General features: G+C 67.2%; 17 protein-coding genes and 2 tRNA genes. 4 read left to right on the top strand and 15 right to left on the bottom strand.

From position 1 onward, the window contains the following. Positions 1-33 precede the first annotated feature (33 nt). The gene (locus tag ACFQ9K_RS13660) at positions 34-531 is read left to right on the top strand and encodes a PH domain-containing protein (protein ID WP_378716915.1); all 498 of its coding nucleotides are present in this window, start codon (positions 34-36) and stop codon (positions 529-531) included. A 50-nt stretch (positions 532-581) separates the two neighbouring features. Here the strand turns inward: ACFQ9K_RS13660 and ACFQ9K_RS13655 are convergent, their stop codons facing one another. Next, positions 582-1,448 carry a rhomboid family intramembrane serine protease gene (locus tag ACFQ9K_RS13655; RefSeq protein ID WP_378716916.1) on the bottom strand — a complete coding sequence of 289 codons (867 nt, stop codon included), beginning with the start codon at positions 1,446-1,448 and terminating at the stop codon, positions 582-584. 4 nt (positions 1,449-1,452) lie between these two features. Beyond that, the gene (locus ACFQ9K_RS13650; protein ID WP_378716918.1) at positions 1,453-1,980 is read right to left on the bottom strand and encodes a peptidylprolyl isomerase; all 528 of its coding nucleotides are present in this window, start codon (positions 1,978-1,980) and stop codon (positions 1,453-1,455) included. A 142-nt stretch (positions 1,981-2,122) separates the two neighbouring features. Between ACFQ9K_RS13650 and ACFQ9K_RS13645 the strand changes: the two genes are divergently transcribed. Then, complete coding sequence (locus tag ACFQ9K_RS13645) at positions 2,123-2,335, top strand: hypothetical protein (protein ID WP_378716919.1); 213 nt, start codon at positions 2,123-2,125, stop codon at positions 2,333-2,335. 3 nt (positions 2,336-2,338) lie between these two features. Here the strand turns inward: ACFQ9K_RS13645 and ACFQ9K_RS13640 are convergent, their stop codons facing one another. The 4 genes from ACFQ9K_RS13640 to ACFQ9K_RS13625 form a co-directional block, all read right to left on the bottom strand. Next, on the bottom strand, positions 2,339-3,187 hold the full coding sequence (locus tag ACFQ9K_RS13640) for an ABC transporter permease (protein WP_378716921.1): 849 nt from the start codon (positions 3,185-3,187) through the stop codon (positions 2,339-2,341). Then, a complete protein-coding gene (locus ACFQ9K_RS13635) occupies positions 3,184-4,191 on the bottom strand; it encodes an ATP-binding cassette domain-containing protein (protein WP_378716922.1) in 1,008 nt (335 codons plus the stop codon). The genes ACFQ9K_RS13640 and ACFQ9K_RS13635 overlap by 4 nt, the downstream gene beginning before the upstream one ends. Positions 4,192-5,131: 940 nt before the next feature. Beyond that, entirely contained in the window at positions 5,132-6,061 is a 930-nt protein-coding gene (locus ACFQ9K_RS13630) for an acyl-CoA dehydrogenase family protein (RefSeq protein WP_378716924.1), read from the bottom strand. Between the two features lie 40 nt (positions 6,062-6,101). Continuing rightward, positions 6,102-6,602 (bottom strand): pyridoxamine 5'-phosphate oxidase family protein, encoded by a 501-nt coding sequence (locus ACFQ9K_RS13625; RefSeq protein WP_378716925.1) that lies wholly within the window; start codon positions 6,600-6,602, stop codon positions 6,102-6,104. A gap of 326 nt (positions 6,603-6,928) precedes the next feature. Here ACFQ9K_RS13625 and ACFQ9K_RS13620 point away from each other — a divergent pair, with 326 nt between their 5' ends. Both ACFQ9K_RS13620 and ACFQ9K_RS13615 read left to right on the top strand, forming a co-directional pair. Beyond that, positions 6,929-7,639, top strand: coding sequence for a YoaK family protein (locus ACFQ9K_RS13620; RefSeq protein ID WP_378716927.1), 711 nt, complete (start codon positions 6,929-6,931; stop codon positions 7,637-7,639). A gap of 40 nt (positions 7,640-7,679) precedes the next feature. Continuing rightward, positions 7,680-8,870 (top strand): hypothetical protein, encoded by a 1,191-nt coding sequence (locus ACFQ9K_RS13615; RefSeq protein ID WP_378716928.1) that lies wholly within the window; start codon positions 7,680-7,682, stop codon positions 8,868-8,870. Positions 8,871-9,281: 411 nt separating this feature from the next. Here the strand turns inward: ACFQ9K_RS13615 and ACFQ9K_RS13610 are convergent. From ACFQ9K_RS13610 to dnaN, 9 genes are all read right to left on the bottom strand, one after another. After that, positions 9,282-9,354 (bottom strand) — tRNA-Ala (locus tag ACFQ9K_RS13610). Between the two features lie 3 nt (positions 9,355-9,357). Beyond that, the gene (locus ACFQ9K_RS13605; protein WP_223884814.1) at positions 9,358-9,465 is read right to left on the bottom strand and encodes a DLW-39 family protein; all 108 of its coding nucleotides are present in this window, start codon (positions 9,463-9,465) and stop codon (positions 9,358-9,360) included. A gap of 29 nt (positions 9,466-9,494) precedes the next feature. Continuing rightward, a tRNA-Ile gene (locus ACFQ9K_RS13600) sits at positions 9,495-9,568 on the bottom strand. 158 nt (positions 9,569-9,726) lie between these two features. Continuing rightward, a complete protein-coding gene (locus tag ACFQ9K_RS13595; protein ID WP_378716929.1) occupies positions 9,727-10,902 on the bottom strand; it encodes a DUF3566 domain-containing protein in 1,176 nt (391 codons plus the stop codon). Positions 10,903-10,942: 40 nt separating this feature from the next. Next, positions 10,943-13,465, bottom strand: a complete 2,523-nt coding sequence (gene gyrA / locus ACFQ9K_RS13590) for a DNA gyrase subunit A (RefSeq protein WP_378716931.1) — start codon at positions 13,463-13,465, stop codon at positions 10,943-10,945. Between the two features lie 52 nt (positions 13,466-13,517). Next, positions 13,518-15,572: a DNA topoisomerase (ATP-hydrolyzing) subunit B gene (gene gyrB, locus ACFQ9K_RS13585; RefSeq protein ID WP_378716932.1), complete on the bottom strand. Its 2,055-nt coding sequence runs from the start codon at positions 15,570-15,572 to the stop codon at positions 13,518-13,520. Positions 15,573-15,984: 412 nt separating this feature from the next. Further along, positions 15,985-16,545, bottom strand: coding sequence for a DUF721 family protein (locus ACFQ9K_RS13580; RefSeq protein WP_378716971.1), 561 nt, complete (start codon positions 16,543-16,545; stop codon positions 15,985-15,987). A 146-nt stretch (positions 16,546-16,691) separates the two neighbouring features. Beyond that, positions 16,692-17,873 (bottom strand): DNA replication/repair protein RecF, encoded by a 1,182-nt coding sequence (recF, locus tag ACFQ9K_RS13575; protein ID WP_378716933.1) that lies wholly within the window; start codon positions 17,871-17,873, stop codon positions 16,692-16,694. A 222-nt stretch (positions 17,874-18,095) separates the two neighbouring features. Further along, on the bottom strand, positions 18,096-19,271 hold the full coding sequence (dnaN, locus tag ACFQ9K_RS13570) for a DNA polymerase III subunit beta (protein WP_378716935.1): 1,176 nt from the start codon (positions 19,269-19,271) through the stop codon (positions 18,096-18,098). Between the last annotated feature and the right edge of the window lie 839 nt (positions 19,272-20,110).

The following is a 20,110-nucleotide window of genomic DNA, read 5'->3' as shown; positions in this document are numbered from 1 at the left end:
GACAACTCGAGGACCGATTGGGGAAAGTGACGCGTGACACCGGATTCTCCTGATCCCCAGTCGGCAGATTCCGCGCCGCGCGACGCCACGCCGCGACTCGCCTGGACCACGCCGACCCCCGCACTCGTCGCGGTGACCGGTGGCGGTGTCGTCCTGGCGGTCGCCGCGATCCTGGCCGACGAGGCCGCCAGCCGGCTGCTCGTCGGGTTGGCCGCGGCCGGACTGCTGGTGCTGGCCGGCCTGGGTTTCCGGCAGCGACCTCGGCTTTCCGTGATTCCCGGGGCCGACCCGCGCATGGTTGTGCGCAAGGCGTTCGGCACCGACGAATACGCCCGCGACCAGATCATCCGGGCGCGGGTGGTGGACTATCGCCGCCTCGGCCGCAAGATGCCGATGCTGGAGATCGACGTCGACCACGACGGCACCGAACGGCTGCTGATCTTCGGCCGCTGGGACCTCGGCACCCGGCCCGACGACGTCTACGACACCCTGGTCCACACCCTCCGACTGTCCGGTGAGGGCCCGCGCTGAGCCACTTCGGCCGAAGTTATCCACAGGGCTGGTGACAACTTCGGCACGAATCAGGTCAGCGACATCGCGGTCGCGCCGATCACGCCGACCGCCACCAGTGCGACGGCCGCGACCGCGACCCAGCCGATCAGCCGAGCCGTATCCTGCGATTTCGCGCGCAGCCAGGTGGGCAGGAACAGGATGCCCAGCGTCGCGAGCGTGCCCGCGGCCAGACCACCGAGGTGGCCCCACAGCGAGATGCCGGGCAGCGAGAAACTGATGAACACATTGATGCCGATCAGGATCAGCATCTGATTCGGGTTCTGTCGCAGGCGGATCAGGATGACGGTGATCGCACCGAACAGGCCGTACACCGCGCCCGAGGCGCCCGCGGTCGCGCTGTCCTGGGAAAACGCCATGACCGCGGCCGAGCCGCCGAGCAACGACACCAGGTAGACCGCCAGATAGCGCAGCCGGCCGAGCACCAGCTCCCCGTCGCGGCCGATCACATACAGCGCGAACATGTTGAGCAGCAGGTGGATCGGACCGTAGTGCAGGAAGCCGGAACCGATCACGCGGAACCATTGGCCGTCGGCGACCCACGGCGGGAACAGCACCCAGTCCGCGAACAGCGCCGAGGCCCGGTTGTTCACCAGGCTCTTCGCCTGAGCGGCGGTGATGGCGAACACCGCGACGTTGATCGCGATCAGCGCGTAGGTCACGTAGGGCAGCGACGCCCTGGCCACCGGCGCACCGGCGACGGTGCGGACCGGCGGCACGTCACGCTGCTCCTGTCGCAGGCAATCGACGCAGTGCTGGCCGACCGCCGCGGGACGCAGGCATTCGGGGCAGGCGGGCCGTCCACAGCGCGTGCACGCCAGGCCGGTCGGACGTTGGGGATGGCGAACGCACGTCGGCGCAGGCGGCTGGGCGGTCATAAGCTCATTCGATCGTGATCTTGGTGATTTCGACGGGTTCCAGGGGACGGTCGTTGCGGTCGGTGGCCGTGGTGGCGATCGCGTCAACCACCTTGCGCGACTCGGGATCGACGACCTCGCCGAAGATGCTGTGCTTGCGGTTGAGATGCGGCTGGGGGCCGACGGTGATGAAGAACTGCGACCCGTTGGTCGCGGGTCCCGCGTTGGCCATGGCCAGCAGGTAGCCGCGGTCGAAGCGCAGTTCCGGGTGGAATTCGTCGCCGAACTCGTAGCCCGGCCCGCCGCGCCCGGTGCCGGTGGGATCCCCGCCCTGAATCATGAACCCGGCCATCACCCGGTGGAACACCGCGCCGTCGTAGAACGGGCCGGTGCTGCCGCCGCTCGCATTCTCGGTGGTGTACGGCGCGGAACCGTCGGCCAGGCCGATGAAGTTGCGGACCGTCTTGGGCGCGTGGTTACCGAAGAGCGAGATCTTGATGTCGCCGCGATTCGTGTGCAGCGTCGCCACAGCGGTCTGATTCGGTGAGGTCACGCCGCAATGCTACGGTCCCGCCGCCCGGGAACCCCGGCGGCACCGGCCGGTGCCGCCCGTGTCGGCTCGGGTTCGGCAACCGATTCCGCGCCGCTGAGCTGGCGCTACTGCATGAACGGCCCGGTTGTGCCAGCATGGGCCAATGACCTTGGGGCCCCTACACGTATCCGCACGTACTCGTAACCGGCTCATCGTCGCGACCGTCGTCGCGCTCGCGGGTGCCGTGGCCCTGCTGATCCGGAGTAAGCGCCCGCAGCCGCCCGCGCCCGCCCCGGCGCCGCCGCGGATCGGCTACTCGCGCAACGGCTCCGCACCGGCCCCGGTCGCCGGGGCCGGCCTGGAGAACGGGCGCTGAGCCTCAGCGACTGACGGTGTTCTTGTACTGACGCACGGCCAGCGGCACGAACACCACCATGATCACCGCGACCCAGATCAGCGTGGTCACTTCGGGATGGCGCAATGACCACGCCGTGGGTTCGGGGGACAACGGACTGGTGTTGCCGAACAGGTCGCGGGTCGCCTGGGTGAGCGCGGAGACCGGGTTCCATTCGGCGATCACCCGCAGCGCGGTCGGCAGCTTCTCGCTCGGCACGAAGGTGTTGCCGATGAACGTCAGCGGGAAGACCACGATGAAGCTGGCGTTGTTGAATACCTCCGGCGCGCGGACCAGCAGGCCGACATAGGCCATCACCCAGGACACCGCGTAGGCGAACAGCAACAGGAGCACGTAGGCCAGCACCGCGTCCAGGAACGAGCCGCGGATCCGCCAGCCCACCACCAGGCCGGTCAGCGACATCACGGTCAGGCTGACCACGTTGATCACCACGTCGCTGAGCGTGCGGCCGATCAGCACGGCCGACGGGGCCATCGGCAGCGAACGGAACCGGTCGATGATGCCCTTCTGCATGTCCTCGGCCAGCGCCGCACCGGTGAACGAGGCGCCGAACACCACGGTCTGGGCGAAGATGCCGGCGATCAGGAACTCGCGGTACCCGCCGGAGACGCCGGGCACGTCGATCGCCGCGCCGAAGATGTAGGCGAACAGCAGCACGAACATGATCGGCGAGAGCGTCGAGAAGATCAGTACGTCCGGCACCCGCCGGATCTTGATCACGCCCCGCTTCGCGATGGTCAGGCTGTCGCTGACCACCATCGAGAGCCGGTCGACGAGTGCGGGCCGGTCATGCATCGAAGCCACGGTGGTCATCGGGTCTTTCCTTCCAGTGCTTCGAGCTTTCCGGCCGCACCGCGGCCGTTGTCGTTGACCAGTTCCTCCGCCTCGTGCCCGGTGAGGGTGAGGAAGACATCGTCGAGCGAGGGCCTGCGCAGGCCGACGTCGTGGATCTTGACGTCGTGCTCGGCCAGCTTGCCGATCGCCGCGACCAGCGCCTGCGACCCGTCGGAAACCGGGACGGTGATGCGGCGCAGCCCCGGCTCGACGTGAATCTCGCCGTCCGCCAGGCCTTTCAGCGCCTGCATCGCCGTGCCGAGGTTGTCGGCGTGGTCCACGGTCAGCTCGATCCGATCGCCGCCGACCAGGGTCTTGAGCTCGTCGGCGGTGCCGCGCGCGATGACCTTGCCGTGGTCGATCACCGCGATCGCGTCGGCCAGCCGGTCGGCCTCGTCCATGTACTGCGTGGTGAGCAACAGGGTGGTGCCGCCCGCGACCAGCTCCTCGATGACGTCCCACAGGTCGAGCCTGGCCCGGGGGTCCAGGCCGGTGGTCGGCTCGTCCAGGAACAGCACCGGCGGGTTGGCCACCAGCGCGCCGGCCAGGTCGAGTCGTCTGCGCATACCGCCGGAATACGTTTTCACCGGACGGTCGGCGGCGTCGCTGAGCCGGAACCGATCGAGTAGTTCGCGGGCGCGCGCTTTACTGCGCTGCACACCCATGTGATAGAGCCGCCCGACCATTTCCAAATTCTCGAAACCGGTCAGATATTCGTCCACCGCGGCGTACTGGCCGGACGCGCCGATACGCGAGCGCAGCGTCCGCGGGTCACGCAGCACGTCGATGCCCGCGACCGTCGCCCGGCCTTCGTCCGGCACCAGCAGCGTGCTGAGCACCCGGACCGTCGTGGTCTTACCTGCGCCGTTGGGTCCGAGCAGCGCGGTGACGGTCCCCTCCGGGACCGTGAGGTCGAGGCCGTCGAGGGCGACCAGATCGCCGTATCGTTTGACCAGACCCTCGGCGACTATTGCGTCGGGCATGATTCTCCTGAGTTCGTGAGTTTCGTAGGATGTATTTGCTCGACGCCAGCACTCTGACGCCCGCCGAATTCGCTGGATCGGGACCGATTTCCGATACTCGAGACAGTATTGCGCCACCCACCGACAATTTCATCCGATTTGTTCGGTTTTCGATCATGAAAAAGAAACCACCCCGCACCGAGCCGCCCGGCCTGCGGCGAGGTGATCTCTCTACAATGTACAGAGTTAGCGAGTCGCTGCCCACCCCCAAAATCCGCCGCGAGACCTCCGCGCGGACAGGCAAAGGTCGCACCTCGATCCAGGCGGTGCTCGGGGGTGCCGGATCGAAGTGCGACCGGTTCGATACTCCCGCGCCGCGGCGGATCCGGTCGCGGGTAGCCGACTACTCGATTCGCCGCAGCGCGATACTCATGCCGGGTCCGGCCGACGCGAAAGCGGCCGAGCGCCTTGGCCGCTCGGCCGAGGCATCCGATCACGACCCCGGTGAACACGAACACATGTTCGCACCGGGGTACGACAGATTCGGCGCCGTGAATCCCCGGCCAGGAAAGGACACGCGGCAGCGAACGCGAAACACCCATATCCGACAGCGATTCGCACCACACAGCGACCGGTCGGCATGTTTTTCGTCGCCGTCATCGCTCGGGCTCCGATCCGGCACAAACTAGGTATCGACCTGCGCAGCAGTGGTTTTGGCAAACACCAGGCCACCCCCGAACCGTGTGCCGGCGGGGTGCCCGGAGTACCCGAATCTGGCACGAACAAGCAGAAAGTAAGCCCACCCAAAAAATCTTGGAAAAGTGGCCCTCCCCACGCGCACACAATCGCGGATCATCGCGTAGGATCATTCAGGTCGGCCCCTCCCCCCCGGGCCGACCTTACGCGGGCCTCGGCTAACTCCCCCCCTTCGCCGAGGCCCGCTCCCCATTTCCGGACCAGGTCAGACGACCTGATCCGAGTCGGGTCGCACTGATCGCCAGGCCGTTGCCAGCCGCTGATCGCGCACCCGCCCGGCGATCGTGAGCAGCGGACGATCCCGTTCCCACCGTTGCCGCGTCGCCGAATCCACCGACGGCCACAGGGAATCCAGCTCCGCCAGCACCGCGCCGACGTACTCGAACGCGCCACCGAGCGCGACGTGCACGCCCGGCGAACTCGGCGCATCGATGTCCAGCCCGCGCACCGCCGACACCGCGGTGAGCAGTCGTTGCAGCACGGAGCGCGGCCAGTCCGCCGCCCGCGCCACCCGGACCAGCCAGCCCAGCGCCGCCGCGAGCACGTGCACGTCCTCGATCGTGCGGAACGGCTTGAGGTAATCCAGGTAGCCGTCGCCCGGCAACACCACTGCCGCAACATCAGTCAGCGTGACCATCGCATGCGAGATCTCCGGCGCGAACGCGGTCGCGGGCAGATTCGTCACCTGCACCCCGGCTGCCCGCGCGTCGACCATGGTGGCGCGCAACCGATTCCGGCCCGACTCGGCCGCGCCGACACTCGCGATCACCACCAGCCGATGCGCCATCAGGCCAAGCGTGGCAAAGGTTTTCGTCCCATTGAGCCGGACGGCGCCGTGCTCTTCGGTCAATGTCGTACGGATCGCCGACGGATGCCCGCCGCCCGCCTCGGTCGCGCACAACGCGACCAGTTCCGCCGCGGGCAGATCCGGAATCAGCGTGCGCAACGCCTCCTGATATCCGGACAGGAACGCGTAACCGAGCCGGTCCGCGCCGAAGCCGCCGGCCAGGGCGACATCGACCGGTTTGCCGAATCGGTTCGCGGCCACCCGATGTCGGGTCCAGGCCGCGGCGACATCATCGAGAGGCGCCGCGGCGAGCGGTTCGGTCAGCAGGAAATCGAGCACGGAGTCCACTCGTGCACGGTAACCGGCGGCGACCCGCCCCGGCCCACCGTCAGACCGCGACGCGTCCGGCGTCCACCGGCGCCCGCCAGATCCGGCTGCGCAGATCCAGCCCGCGAATCACCTGGATCCGCCACGGCTCCAGCCGCAGGATCTGCAGTTTCGGGTCCTGCGGCGAGCGCCAGAATCGGCCGAGGTCATAGCCCGCACCGGGCGGGCTGGTCTGCCCGTAGAGCCGCCACACCCGCTGTCGGACCTCGGGCGAGTCGACCCATTCCGCGGTCGCGTCCACCGCCACCGAATTGTTGCCCGGCGCCCAGTAGGAGAAGTTCACCGCGGGATTGGCGGCGATGTGCGCCGCCTTGACCGGCGTCCGGTAGGTGGCCAGCCAGCCGAGCGGGCTGCCGTCGACGTTCTCCCAGACGGGGATCAGCACCCGGGTTCGCGGCCGGTGCTGCCGATCCACGGTCACCATGGTGGCGTAGCCGATCTGCCCGACGTATCGGTCGAACTCCGGCGCGAGGTCCGCGAACGACGCGACCTTGCTCGTCATGTCCTGCTCCTTCCGTGCGACCGGTCACAACGGACAGCGTGCCGGTCGGCGCGCACACGATCCCGAGCGCCGGTCGGCCACCGCTTCGGTCGGTTACTAATGGTTACCGACAGCATCATGCGTCACCGATGCTGACCACGGAAGACGGCACTTCGGCGTCACTCGGTTACCGCCGGGATACCGACGGACGGATCGCGCCGCCCGCCGAACGGTCGGTCGATGTCGCATTGGTGACCGTCCGGCAAACCACGGCGCTGCGCATGCGCGTTCCGCCGGCGAGCGGTAACACTGAAGAGTCACATTCGCCTTCGAAAGGAGCCTGACCTGTGCCGAAACCGGACGAAGCACGCAAACGGGCACTTTTCGACAACGAGGCCAGGTTGTCCTGGGTACTCGCCGCATTGGCCGGACTGATCGGTGCCGCGGCCTTCATGCACACCGCCGGCTACTTCGTCACCTTCATGACCGGCAACACCGAGCGCGCCATCCTCGGCCACTTCCATCAGCAGAACGACACCGCGGCGGCGGCAGCGGGCTTGCTCGGCTCGTTCGTCGCCGGTGTCGTGGTCGCCTCCTGGTGCCGCAGGCGCTACTGGTCCGGGCATCCGCACGGGCCCACGCTGCTGACCACCTTCAGCCTCGCCACCGCCTCGATCATCGACATCGTGCGTTTCCAGGACCCGGACACCGCCTCCATCGACTTCGTGCCGATCCTGTTCGTCGCCTTCGGCGTCGGCGCGCTGAACACCTCGTTCGTCAAAGACGGCGAGGTGTCCGTGCCCCTGAGCTACGTCACCGGCACCCTGGTCAAGCTGGCCCAGGGCATCGAACGCCACATGAGCGGCGGCGATTACGCCGACTGGCTCGGCTACTTCCTGCTCTACCTGAGCTTCGCGCTCGGCGCCCTGCTCGGTGGTCTGCTGAGCCTGCTCGTCGCCGGCTGGGCCATGCTCATCACCGCCACCGTCGTCTGCCTCATCGTCACCGGCTACACCTACCTGCACCTGGATCGGCACGGACCGCTCTCCGAGGAGTGACCCCTGTGCACTCGTCGGTCCTGCCGGTTACGGTGGCCGCGTGGAGGAGAACATCGGGACCGACGCCGACCAGTTCGCGGCGCTCGTCCTGCACCAACTGACCGCCGCAGGCCAGCACGACGCGGAGTACGACCCCGGCGATTTCACCATCGCCGTCGGCAGTCTCCGGCTGTATCTCGGCAATATTCATCGCGAGACCGCCGGTCTCACCGAGGAAGACCGGGACCGCAGAATCGCGAATTTCGTCGCCGGCCTGACCGACGACGACACACCGGACACCTGGCCCGAGGTCCGCCCGCTGCTGCGACCGATCCTGCGCCCCAGCACGTTCGGGATCAGCTCGCCTGCCGACGGCATGCGACCCATCTCCCGCCCCGCCTTCCCCTTCGTCGACGAGTTGGTCGCGATCGATCGCCCCCACTCCCGCTCCATCGTTTCCCCGGCGACCCTGCGCGACTTGAACGTCGGCGCCGACGAAGTCTTTGCCGCCGCCCGCGAAAACCTCACCGCCCTGGTCGGTTCCGGCGGCTTCCGGGGTGACGGCCTGCTGCACTTCGCCGACAACGGCGACGGCTACTGCACCTCCTGGCCGCTGGTCCCAGGCTGGCTGGCCGGCTCCGGCGACGGTACCCACCGCCCGATCGCCTTCCTCCCCGACGTGGACACCCTCATCATCACCCCCGACGCCGACGATCTGGCTCCCCTCTTCGAACACGTAGAACAGCGCTACCGCGAAGCCGTCCGTCCCATCTCCCCCCAGGCCTACACGGTCGACGACACCGGCACCGTCATCCCCCTCGACCAATCCCCCGATCACCGCCACCGCGCCCTGGCCCTGCGCGCCCGATGCGGTTTGGCCGTAACCGAATACGGCGCCCAGGCCGCCGCCCTGGAGCAAGCCGTCGAAGACCACCTCGCCTACCCCGACCACGAAGACCTGGCCCCCGCCTTCGCCGGCTCGGTCATGTACGTAGCCGACGACACCGGCCCCTACACCGCCACCATCTGGGGCAAAGGCGTCGAATACCTACTCCCCGAAGCCGACCGAATCATCTTCTGCACCGAAGAAAACGGTGAAATGCACACCCTCTTCGAAGTCCCCTTCCCCGCCGCAGCCGAAATAGCCGCCCTGTCCCCCATCCCCAACATGTCCCCCCGCCGCTACGAAATCCGCCACTGGCCCACCCCCGAAACCCTCACCCGCCTGGAAGCAGCCGCAATCCCCCGCTGAAACAAAGAAGCACCCCAGCCCCCTCGTAGCCGAGAAGTGCTGGGGTGCAAAAACTTCCACATCCCCCACCCCGTTCCACGTGGAACACCTTGAGCCACGCCAGTTTCCAAACGCCCGCTCAACAGCCACGAGCCCACAAACACACTGGCTATGTCCGGCAAAAGCCCCACAACACGAGATAGACATACCCACAACAGACCTGGGGCACGTTGCGAGCCAACAGGACCGGAAGTGGCCGCGAAACGAAGCCACCCGGCAGTCACCTAGCCAGCACCCAACGTCGGACACCTCACCGGAAAGGGGGGTCCGGGGGGCGAAGCCCCTCCGGGGCGGGGTGTGGGGGCTCCGCCCCCACAAAACACGCGAAACGAGCCATGCTCATGCTCTCCATGAGCATGAGCAACCTACGAGTGGAGCCTAGGGGAATCGAACCCCTAACCCCTGCCTTGCAAAGGCAGTGCTCTGCCAATTGAGCTAAGGCCCCGAGTCAGCGGGTGGTGACCTCGTGCCACATGTCCGCGTCATTGCGCTGGCGCAGCTTGGAGATGCCGATGAGAACCGCTACCACGGCACCGACCGTGACGAGAAACTTCATGGTTCCCACCCTACTGTGATGTTCGGGAGTGGGCCTAGGAGGACTTGAACCTCCGACCTCTTCGTTATCAGCGAAGCGCTCTAACCGCCTGAGCTATAGGCCCGTATGGCTCTTGTGTTTGTTCCACCTGAGCCGAGGCTAGAGATTACCCGACTTGCACATGAACGACCAAAACGGCTGGTAGAGGGGGCGCGATCGATCGAAAACGGCCGGTGTCGACCCCTGGATGGGGACGGCACCGGCCGGTGGTTTTCGGGTTGTCTAGTCGGGGTCGGCCAGGGTCACCTGGATGCCGCCGACCAGATCGCAGCACTGGTTGTAGATGAACGTGCCGACGGTGCCGAGCGCGGTGAACAGCACCACGTTGATCAGCCCGATGACGCCCGCGTAGCCGAAGACCGTGCCCGCGTCGATGAGCCCGACCGATCCGCTGTCCTGCGAGACCATGTCGGTGAACGTGTTGTTCAACCGTTCCCACACGCCCATGCCCTCGAGCACGATGTAGAGCAGGCCGACGGCGAGCATCCAGACGAAGAACATGGCGACGCTGATCACCAGCGAGATCTTCAGGGTCGACCAGGGGTCGATCCGGCGGATCTGCACGGTGGCCCGCAGTGGCTCGCCGGTGGCGACGGCCGCGGCGACCGCGACCGGTACGGCGGGCGAGATGGGTGTCTGCGGGCCGGTGTGCTCGGCCGAGGGCGGCAGCGGGTGCCGGATCTCGGAGAGGTCCGGCATGTCCTTGATCAGTTCGGGCCGGGCGATGCTGCGGGTCGGTCCGTCGATGCCGACGGACTTCACCATGGCGGCTTCCTTGCGCGCCGCCTTGGCCGCGAGGTCGGCGGTGGTGCGTGCGTTGGTCACGCCGCCACCGAGGCCACCACCGCCCTGCCCGCCGCCCTGGCCACCGGAGCCGCTCGGGCGTCCGGTGACCGGCGCCTGGCCGGGCCGGTACAGGTTGGACTGGGGTTCCCGCTGCGGCAGTTGTGCCCAGCCGTCCTGGAACGGCGATTGGCCACCACCGTTGCCGCCGGACTGATCCCCCGACTCGGGTGCGCCGGGCTCTGAGTTGTTCATGCGGACAGTCTGATCGAACGGATCTTGACCGCTTTGACCGGGAGCCTGCTCCGGCCCCTTCGGCTTGCCCGCGAAATCGCCTTGCTGGTCCTGCATTTCGCGCTGCTGTCCGCCTTGCTGCCCGGACGGGCCGCCACCCGGTTGATTACCGTGCTGCTGCCCGCCCGGCTGGCCTGCGGCGGATTGCCCACCACCACCGTTCGGCTGGCCGCCACCTGGCTGCCCGCCGCCCGGCTGGCCGTTATCGGCCGACGAGTTCGGCCGGGGGATCGGCCGCGGCGGAATCGGGGACGGTGCGATCCGCTCGGTCACACCGTTCGTCTGGTGCCGCTCGTCATTCGGCTGATTCGGAGTGGTCAATGGGAATCCTTAGATCCGTTCGTTGCCGCCGCTGGAGGGTTTACTCGGAGGAACCGGTGTCGCTGTCGTCGCCGGCGAGCAGGTCGGGATCGGGCTCGTCGGCGTTGCGCGCGATAGCAAGCAACGTATCGCCCTCGCCGAGGTTCATCAATCGCACGCCCTTGGTCTGTCGTCCAGCCTTACGCACCTGCTTGGCCACGGTCCGGATGACACCACCACCGGACGTGATCGCGTACAACTCATCCTCGTCCTCGACGATGAGCGCACCGACAAGGGTGCCACGCTTGGGGTCGTATTGGACGGTCAATACGCCTTTACCGCCCCGGCCCTGCGGCGTGTACTCCTCGATCGCGGTCCGCTTAGCGTAACCGCCGGCCGTCGCCACCAGCAGATATGTATCCGGGCGCACAACATTGAGCGACAAGAGTTCATCCGAGGCGTTGAACCGCATGCCCTGCACGCCGGAGGTGGCCCGGCCCATCGGACGCAGCGCCTCGTCGGTCGCGGAGAACCGGATCGACTGCCCCAGCGCCGAGACCAGCAGCAGGTCGTCGTCGGCCGAGCACAGCACGGCGCCGACCAGCTCGTCCTCGTCGCGCAGGTTCACCGCGACGATGCCGCCGGTGCGGTTGGAGTCGAAATCGGTCAGCTTCGACTTCTTCACCAGGCCATTCTTGGTGGCGAGCACCAGGTATGGGGAGTCTTCGTAGGATTTCAGCTGGATGATCTGGGCGATCTTCTCGTCCGGCTGGAAGGCGAGCAGGTTGGCCACGTGCTGACCGCGCGCGGTCCGGCTGGCCTCGGGCAGCTCGTAAGCCTTGGCCCGGTACACCCGGCCCTTGTTCGTGAAGAACAGCAGCCAGTCGTGCGTCGACGAGATGAAGAAGTGCTTGACCAGGTCGTCCTGCTTGAGCCCGGCGCCCTGCACGCCCTTGCCGCCGCGCTTCTGGCTGCGGTAGAGGTCGGTCTTGGTGCGCTTGGCGTAGCCGGTCTCGGTGATCGTGACGACCACGTCCTCGCGGGCGATCAGGTCCTCGTCGGCGACGTCGCCGTCGGCCGCGATGATCCGGGTGCGCCGGTCGTCGCCGTACTTCTCGACGATCTCGGCCAGCTCGTCGCGGACGATGGCGCGCTGCCGCTCCGGCTTTTCCAGAATGTCCTTCAAGTCGGCGATTTCGAGCTCGATCTTGGCCAACTCATCGATGATCTTCTGCCGCTCCAACGCCGAGAGGCGGCGCAGCTGCATGTCGAGGATGGCGGTGGCCTGGATCTCGTCGATGTCGAGCATCTGCATCAGGCCGGTGCGCGCGGTGTCGGTGTTGGCCGACCGGCGGATCAGGGCGATGACCTCGTCGAGCGCGTCCAGCGCCTTGACCAGGCCGCGCAGGATGTGGGCCCGCTCCTCGGCCTTGCGCAGCAAGTACTTGGTGCGCCGGACGATGACGTCCAACTGGTGCTTGACGTAGTAGCGGATCATCTGGTCGAGGCGCAGCGTGCGCGGCACCCCGTCGACGATCGAGAGCATGTTGCAGCCGAAGCTGGTCTGCAACTGGGTGTGCTTGTACAGGTTGTTCAGCACGACCTTGGCCACCGCGTCGCGCTTGACCGTGACCACGATCCGCATGCCCGCGCGGTCGGAGGACTCGTCGTGGATGTCGGAGATGCCGGCGATCTTGCCGTCGCGCACCTGCTCGGCGATCGCGTTGATGAAGTTGTCGGTGTTGACCTGGTACGGCAGCTCGGTGATGACCAGGGTCGTGCGGCCCTTGTTGTCCTCCTCGATCTCCACCACGCCGCGCATGCGGACCGAGCCGCGGCCGGTGGAGTAGGCGTCGTGAATGCCCTGGCTGCCGACGATCAGGCCGTAGGTCGGGAAGTCCGGGCCCTTGACCCGTTCCATACAGGCGGCCAGCGTGGACTCTTCGTCGGCGTCGAAGTTGTCCAGCGCCCAGTAGATCGCCTCGGCCAGCTCGCGCAGATTGTGCGGCGGGATGTTGGTCGCCATGCCGACCGCGATGCCGTTGCTGCCGTTCATCAGCAGCGCGGGCACCCGGCTGGGCAGCACGGTCGGTTCCTGCGAACGACCGTCGTAGTTCGGGATGAAATCGACCGTCTCGTGGTCGATCTCGCGCAGCATCTCCATCGCGAGCGGGGTCAGCCTGCACTCGGTGTAGCGCATGGCGGCCGCGCCGTCGTTGCCGCGTGAACCGAAGTTGCCCTGGCCGTCGACCAGCGGGTAGCGCAGCGACCACGGCTGCGCCATGCGCACCAGGGTGTCGTAGATCGACGCGTCGCCGTGCGGGTGGTAGTTACCCATGGTCTCGGCGACCGGGCGCGCGGACTTCACATAGCCGCGGTCGGGCCGATACCCGTTGTCGTACATGGCATACAGCACGCGCCGGTGCACCGGCTTGAGGCCGTCGCGCACCTCCGGCAGGGCGCGGCCGACGATCACGCTCATCGCGTAGTCGATGTAGCTGTTCTGCATTTCCTGCTGGATGTCGACCGGGTCGATCCGGTCGCCGCCGGTGCCTCCGTACGGAGGCAGCGTCGTGTCGGTCATGAAGTCTCCTTAGCGGGCGGTGCGGTTGCGGTGAGGGGGCACGCGCACCGGCTTATACGTCGAGGAAGCGAACGTCCTTGGCATTACGGGTGATAAAGCTGCGGCGGGCCTCCACGTCCTCGCCCATCAGCACGCTGAACAGCTCGTCGGCCGCGGCCGCGTCGTCCAGGGTGACCAGCTTGAGCACGCGCACCGAGGGATCCATCGTGGTCTCCCACAGTTCCTTGGCGTTCATCTCGCCGAGACCCTTGTAGCGCTGGACGCCGTCTTCCTTGTTGATCTTCTTGCCCGCCGCGAGACCCGCCTCGAGCAGGCCGTCGCGCTCGCGGTCGGAGTAGGCGAACTCCGGATCGCTGCGCTGCCACTTGAGCTTGTACAGCGGCGGCTGCGCGAGATACACGTGGCCCTGTTCGACCAGCGGGCGCATGAACCGGAACAGCAGCGTGAGCAGCAGGGTCGCGATGTGCTGGCCGTCCACGTCGGCGTCGGCCATCAGCACGATCTTGTGATAGCGCAGCTTGGCGATATCGAACTCGTCGTGGATGCCGGTGCCGAACGCGGTGATGATCGACTGGACTTCGTTGTTCTTCAGCACCCGGTCGATGCGGGCCTTCTCGACGTTGATGATCTTTCCGCGCAGCGGCAGGATCGCCTGGTACATCGAGTCGCGCCCGGACTTCGCCGAGCCACCGGCGGAGTCGCCCTCCACGATGTAGATCTCGGACTTGCTCGGGTCCTTGGACCGGCAGTCGGCCAGCTTGCCCGGCAGGCCGCCGAGGTCGGTCGCGCTCTTGCGGCGCACCAGCTCGCGGGCCTTACGGGCCGCCACGCGCGCCTGCGCCGAGGAGACCGCCTTGTTCACAATGGTCTTCGCGTCGGCCGGGTTGGCCTCGAACCAGTGCGAGAGGTGCTCGTTGCACGCCTTCTGCACGAACGACTTCACCTCGGTGTTGCCGAGCTTGGTCTTGGTCTGACCCTCGAACTGCGGCTCGGACACCTTCACGCTGACGATCGCGGCCAAGCCCTCGCGGATGTCGTCACCGGTGAGGTTGCCGTCTTTCTCCTTGAGCAGCTTCTTGTCCTTGGCGTACTTGTTCACCACGGTGGTCAGCGCCGCGCGGAAGCCCTCCTCGTGGGTGCCGCCCTCGTGCGTGTTGATGGTGTTGGCGAAGGTGTGCACGCTCTCGGAGTAGCCCGAGTTCCACTGCATGGCGACCTCGAGCTCGTGGCCGGTGCCCTTGCCGGTGAACCCGACGACCGAGTTGTGGATCGGCTGCTTGGTCCGGTTGATGTGGCGGACGAAGTCCTCCAGGCCACCCGGGTAGTGGTAGGTGCGCTTCTTCACCTTGTGCTCGACCGGCGCGGCGTCGTCCTCGGCGTCCGCGTGCTTCGGCGCGTCGGCGGTCTCGCTGACCACGTCGTCGGTGATCTCGGCTTCGGTGACCCGCTCGTCGGTCAGGGTGATGGTGAGTCCCTTGTTCAGGAACGCCATCTCCTGCAGCCGGCGCGCGACCGTCTCGAAGTTGTAGGTGGTGGTCTCGAAGATGTTCGGATCGGCCCAGAACCGGATCGTGGTACCGGTCTTCTTGGACGGATCGCCCTGCAGCAGCTTGCCGGGCACCGAGTCCTTGTAGGTCTGGGTCCAGTGGTAGCCGTCGCGGTCGATCTCCGCTTCCAGCTGGGAGGACAGCGCGTTCACCACGGAGATGCCGACGCCGTGCAGACCACCGGAGACCGCGTAGGAATCGGAGTCGAACTTGCCGCCGGCGTGCAGCTGGGTCATGACCACCTCGATGGTCGGGACGCCCTGCGCGTGCATCGCCACCGGGATGCCGCGGCCGTCGTCGACCACCTCGACGCCGCCGTCGGCGAGCAGGGTGACCTCGACCTTGGACGCGTACCCGGCCATCGCCTCGTCGACGGAGTTGTCGACGACCTCCCAGATCAGGTGGTGCAGACCACGCTCACCGGTGGAACCGATGTACATGCCTGGACGCTTGCGGACCGCCTCGAGTCCTTCGAGGACCGTGATGGACGAGGCGCCGTAATCCGCCTTGCCCGAGGAAGCGTTGGTCGAGCCCGATGCGTTGGAGTCGTTGGCAGCCACTGGTCGGTAGCTCTCCTTACTTGCTGATCCTCCTGGCGAGGCACTGCACAGCACGCGTTGATCCCTGGCCATGACTGCTCGAGAAATACAGGGCCACGCGGGCTGTACGGGACGCACCGAAGGTGATCGCCGCTAGTTACGTCACCATCCTACTGGTACACCCAACCTACAGTGCACCTACGACACCCCTGACGGCTCCGTGAATGCGAGAAATCGGATTGTCGCGAGTCTGTTCCGCCCTTCGGGGCTTTAGCTCGCCTCTGAGAGGATTCGGGCGGTGCGGATCAGCGGACGGTCCGGACGGCGCCCGGCCACCGGGCCGGATGCCCGGATTCCGGGCCGCGCGGACGTTTGCCGGGCGTTGGCGCGTCGAGCGATACCGGCACCCGGTTTCACGTGGAACGCGGGCGTTTTATCCATAGGTATCGCGGGGTCCGCGGCCGCGTATGTGCCGTTCGCCCTTGCGCCAGCTGGGCGCCGCGGGCCCGGTGATCTTGAGTGAGGTGACCACGCCCGGACCGACGGCGGCGTTGATCTTGGCCAGGATCTGGCTCTGCAGCATGCGCAATTGGGTTGCCCAGGCGGTGGATTCGGCCGCGATGCTCAGCACGTTGTCCTTCAGGCTCAACGGGGTGGCGTGGGCGGCGATGTCCTCGCCGACGACGCCGGCCCAGCGGCCGAACACCGTGCCCTCGGCGACCTTGGCGGACCAGCCGCGGGTCTTGGCCAGCGACCCGGTCAACGCGCCGAACAGTTGGGGATCACGCGGATCCGGACCCGCGCCCGACCAACCGCTGCGCCGGCGCGCCCCGGTCCGCAGCTTGCGCTGCGGCGAGGATCGCCCCTGTCCGACGGACTTTCCACTCGCCTTGGCCGCCGCGCGCGCCTCCTCGAGTGCCCGCCTGGCCAGATCCACACCGCGCAATTCCGGCTCCTTACCTGCCGGTTCGGCGCCATTTTGATCGGTCACCAGGCTCCTCTCGGGTTGCGCGGCCAGAGGGTCACTCTACGACAGCGCACCGACAGAACGGTCGCCTCGGACGCCGCGACGGACGCACCGGTTCTCCACAGGACCTGTTGATAACCATGCTTTTCTGTGCATACGTCACAGTGCGTTCGTCACGATGCCGGGGTGACGGGCTCGGCGATCCGGGAGGTGCGACCGTCGCCGCCACCGCTGGTTTCCACCCGCAGCGGGTGGGCGGAGAGCTCGGCCGGGACATCTTCCGGGACCGCGGCGGTGATGAGCACCTGTTCCGCGCCTGCGGCCACGGCGGCCAGGGCGGTGCGACGCCTGCGGTCGAGTTCGGCGAACACGTCGTCGAGCAGCAGCACCGGCTCGGATCCGTTGGCGCGCAACAGCTCGAACGCGGCGAGCCGCAGGGCGAGGGCGAAAGACCAGGATTCGCCGTGGCTGGCGAAACCCTTGGCCGGGGCCTCCCCGAGGTTCAGCTCCAATTCGTCACGGTGCGGTCCGACGAGGCAGACACCGCGTTCGAGTTCCTTCGTCCTGGCCGCGGCCAGCTCGCGCAGCATGATCGCTTCGAGCACCTCGGTGTCGTCCGGCGCGGGTTCCCTGGCCGGGTCCAGGAATTCGGGCGGCAGCGTGGCGCTGCGGTAAGCGATTGCGGCGGCCCTGGATTCGGGCGCGATCGACGCGTAGGCCTGGGCCAGATACGGGTACAGGTCGTGCACCAGGCGCAGCCGGTAGGCCAGCAGCACCGAGGCGTGCGTGGCCAGGTGACCGTCCCACACGTCGAGGGTGCTCAGATCCGACTTCGACCGGGCTTGCCGCCCAGCGGATTTCAACAGGGCCGAGCGCTGGCGCAGCACCCGGTCGTAGTCGCTGCGGACCGCGGCGAGCCTGGGCAGCCGAGCTGTGCACAACTCGTCCATGAACCGGCGGCGCTCGCCCGGATCGCCGCGCACCAGCGCGAGATCCTCGGGCGCGAACAGCACCGTCTGCAGGATGCCGAGGATCTCCCGCGGCCGCCGCGCGGGCGAGCGATTGATCTGCGCGCGATTGGCACTGCCCTGGTTCAGCTCCACGTCGATGCGCAGTTCGCGGCCGCTGTTGACCACGGACGCGCCGATCCTGGCCTTGTCCGCGCCAAGCCGGATCAGCGGAGCATCGGCCGCGACCCGATGCGAGCCGAGGGTGGCCAGGTAGCCGATCGCCTCCAGCAGGTTCGTCTTGCCGTTGCCGTTCGAGCCGAGGAAAACCGTTCGGCCTGGGGATAATTCGAGTTCCGCGTGGTCCCAGGAGCGGAAGTCACGCAGCGACAGTGTTCTGATGAACATCCGCTACCTGGCCCCTACCTGCGCGAGTTCCGTCACTTGAAGTTGTGCACACCGCAGTCGCGCGGGCGCCGAAACCGTTGCCGCCCATGCACAGTCTGTGGGTGACCTGTGCATGAATCTCGCCCACCTCGGCCGCCTGATCACCGAATCCCGCAGCGCGGCTGTCGGTTTCGCGGCGACCGAGGTGAAGACCGAACTCGGATCGCGGTCGTGCACAGGCGCTCAGCCCGGCAGCCGGACCGGCATCAGCAGGTAGGTGTACGGGCTGTCCAGGGCGGCGAACGCGCCCGACTCGAGCACCTTCGGCTCGTCCTCGACGGCGGGCAGCAGCACCGCGGGCCGGCTCGGCGTGGTGAATCCGAAGGTGACCCGCTCGGCGTGCAGCGCGGACAGGCCGTCGATCAGGTAGCCCGGGTTGAACGCGATGGTCAGCGATTCGCCGCGGAAGTCGGCCTCCAGCCATTCCTCGGCGCGACCGGCGTCGTCGCCACCGGCGGACAGTTGCAGGCCCTCGGTGGAGAATTCCAGTCGCACCTGGGCGCCGCGCTCGGCGACCAGGGCGACGCGCTTGATCGCCTCGGTCAGCACGGACACCTGGAGGGTGGCGATCGAGGTGTGTTCCTTCGGCAGCAGCTGACGGAACTTGGGGAACTCGGCGTCGAGCAGCCGGGTGGTGGTCCGGCGGCCCGCGTTCACGATGCCGAGCAGGCCGTCCGAACCGGCGCCGGTGCCGAGCGAAAGCTGCACGGGCGCATCGGAAGCGCCGAGCGTCTTGGCGGCTTCGGACAGCGTCCTGGCCGGGATGAGCACCGCGGTCTCGATCGCGGCATCGGCGGGCGACCACTCGATGTGGCGAACCGCGAGGCGGAACCGGTCGGTGGCCGCGAGCACCACCTTCGAGCCCTCGATCTCGACGCGGATGCCGGTGAGCATCGGGAGCGTGTCGTCGCGGCCCGCCGCGACGGCGACCTGGCCGACCGCGTTGGCGAACACGTCGACGCTCAGCTCACCGGTCTGCTGCGGCACCTCGGGCAGCTGGGGATAGTCCTCGACCGGCATGGTCGGCAGGGAGAACTTCGCACTGCCGCAGGCGATCAGCACGCGGGTGCCGTCCACCGACACGTCGACCGGCTTGTTCGACAGCGACTTGGTGATGTCGGCGAGCAGTCGGCCGGAGACGAGTACCTCGCCGGGGCCGGCGACCTCGGCGGCGACGCGCATCTGCGCGGAGACCTCGTAGTCGAAGCCGGAGACGGTGAGCCCGCCCTCGTCGGCGACGAGCAACACGCCACCGAGTACCGGAACGGGAGGCCGGGACGGGAGGCTACGTGCCACCCAGGCAACCGATTCGGCGAAGTCCTCTCGGGCGACCCGAAACTTCATGCTTGCAAGCTCCATCGCCCGATCTGTCCTCTCCCAGTTCCGTGAGCTGTTATGCGGTGGCCGGACATTCGTCCTCCAAGCCTGTCGGCTCGTTCAACGTTGATTCGCGCAGGATGTGTATCGGCCGCCAGGAAAAGTGTGGCACAGGCGACCGACACCAAACCGTACCCGCGACCGAGGCTGTGGCCTAGCCCGACCCTCCGGCGGTTCTTGTCGGTCCGATGTTCGGTCACCCCACGTGTGCGTGCCGGGTGTGGGTCTCGCTTCTTCTCCTTGCCTGGGGACGGGAGCGGTTCGAGTCGTGACCCTCTCCGACCGACTTTCCACACACCTGTTTTCAAAGAAGGTTCTTCTAGAAGAAGAACTGAAGTAGTAGTAGGCACTGTGGAATCTGTGCACTGACGCCGAATTCGCAGGTCAGCGGGCGTGGTGCCGTGGGGATGACCTCGGGGTGTCTCGAGGATGAACGAGGGGCGTCTGTGGAGTTCCGAAGTTGTCCCACATTCATCCTCGAGTGCTCCTCGAGTTGTTCCACCGAATTCACCCGGTTGTTCACACGTGTGTACCGATGCGTGGACAACTCGAGGAATCCTCGAGGACTCCACATGGACTCCTCGAGGATTCCCCAACCCCGTGACCGACTGCCGTGCTGGTCACCGCCTGTGCGCAAGATCGATGGGGAAAGCTGGGGATAAGTCCCTGTTAGCGAACGGCCGGGAGTCCATCCCCACACCTGTTAGCCAACCGGTGCACAACCAGGAGTTTCCTCGAGGACTCCACAAGGATTCCTCGAGGAATCCACAGGCCACAAAAAAGCACCGCCCCAGGTCAGGGGCGGTGCGGGGGTGTTAGTG

This window comes from Nocardia sp. NPDC056564 (assembly GCF_042793755.1).
Classification (GTDB): domain Bacteria; phylum Actinomycetota; class Actinomycetes; order Mycobacteriales; family Mycobacteriaceae; genus Nocardia.
Note: the sequence above shows the minus strand (reverse complement) of the source record. Positions and strands in the feature narration are given on the sequence as shown.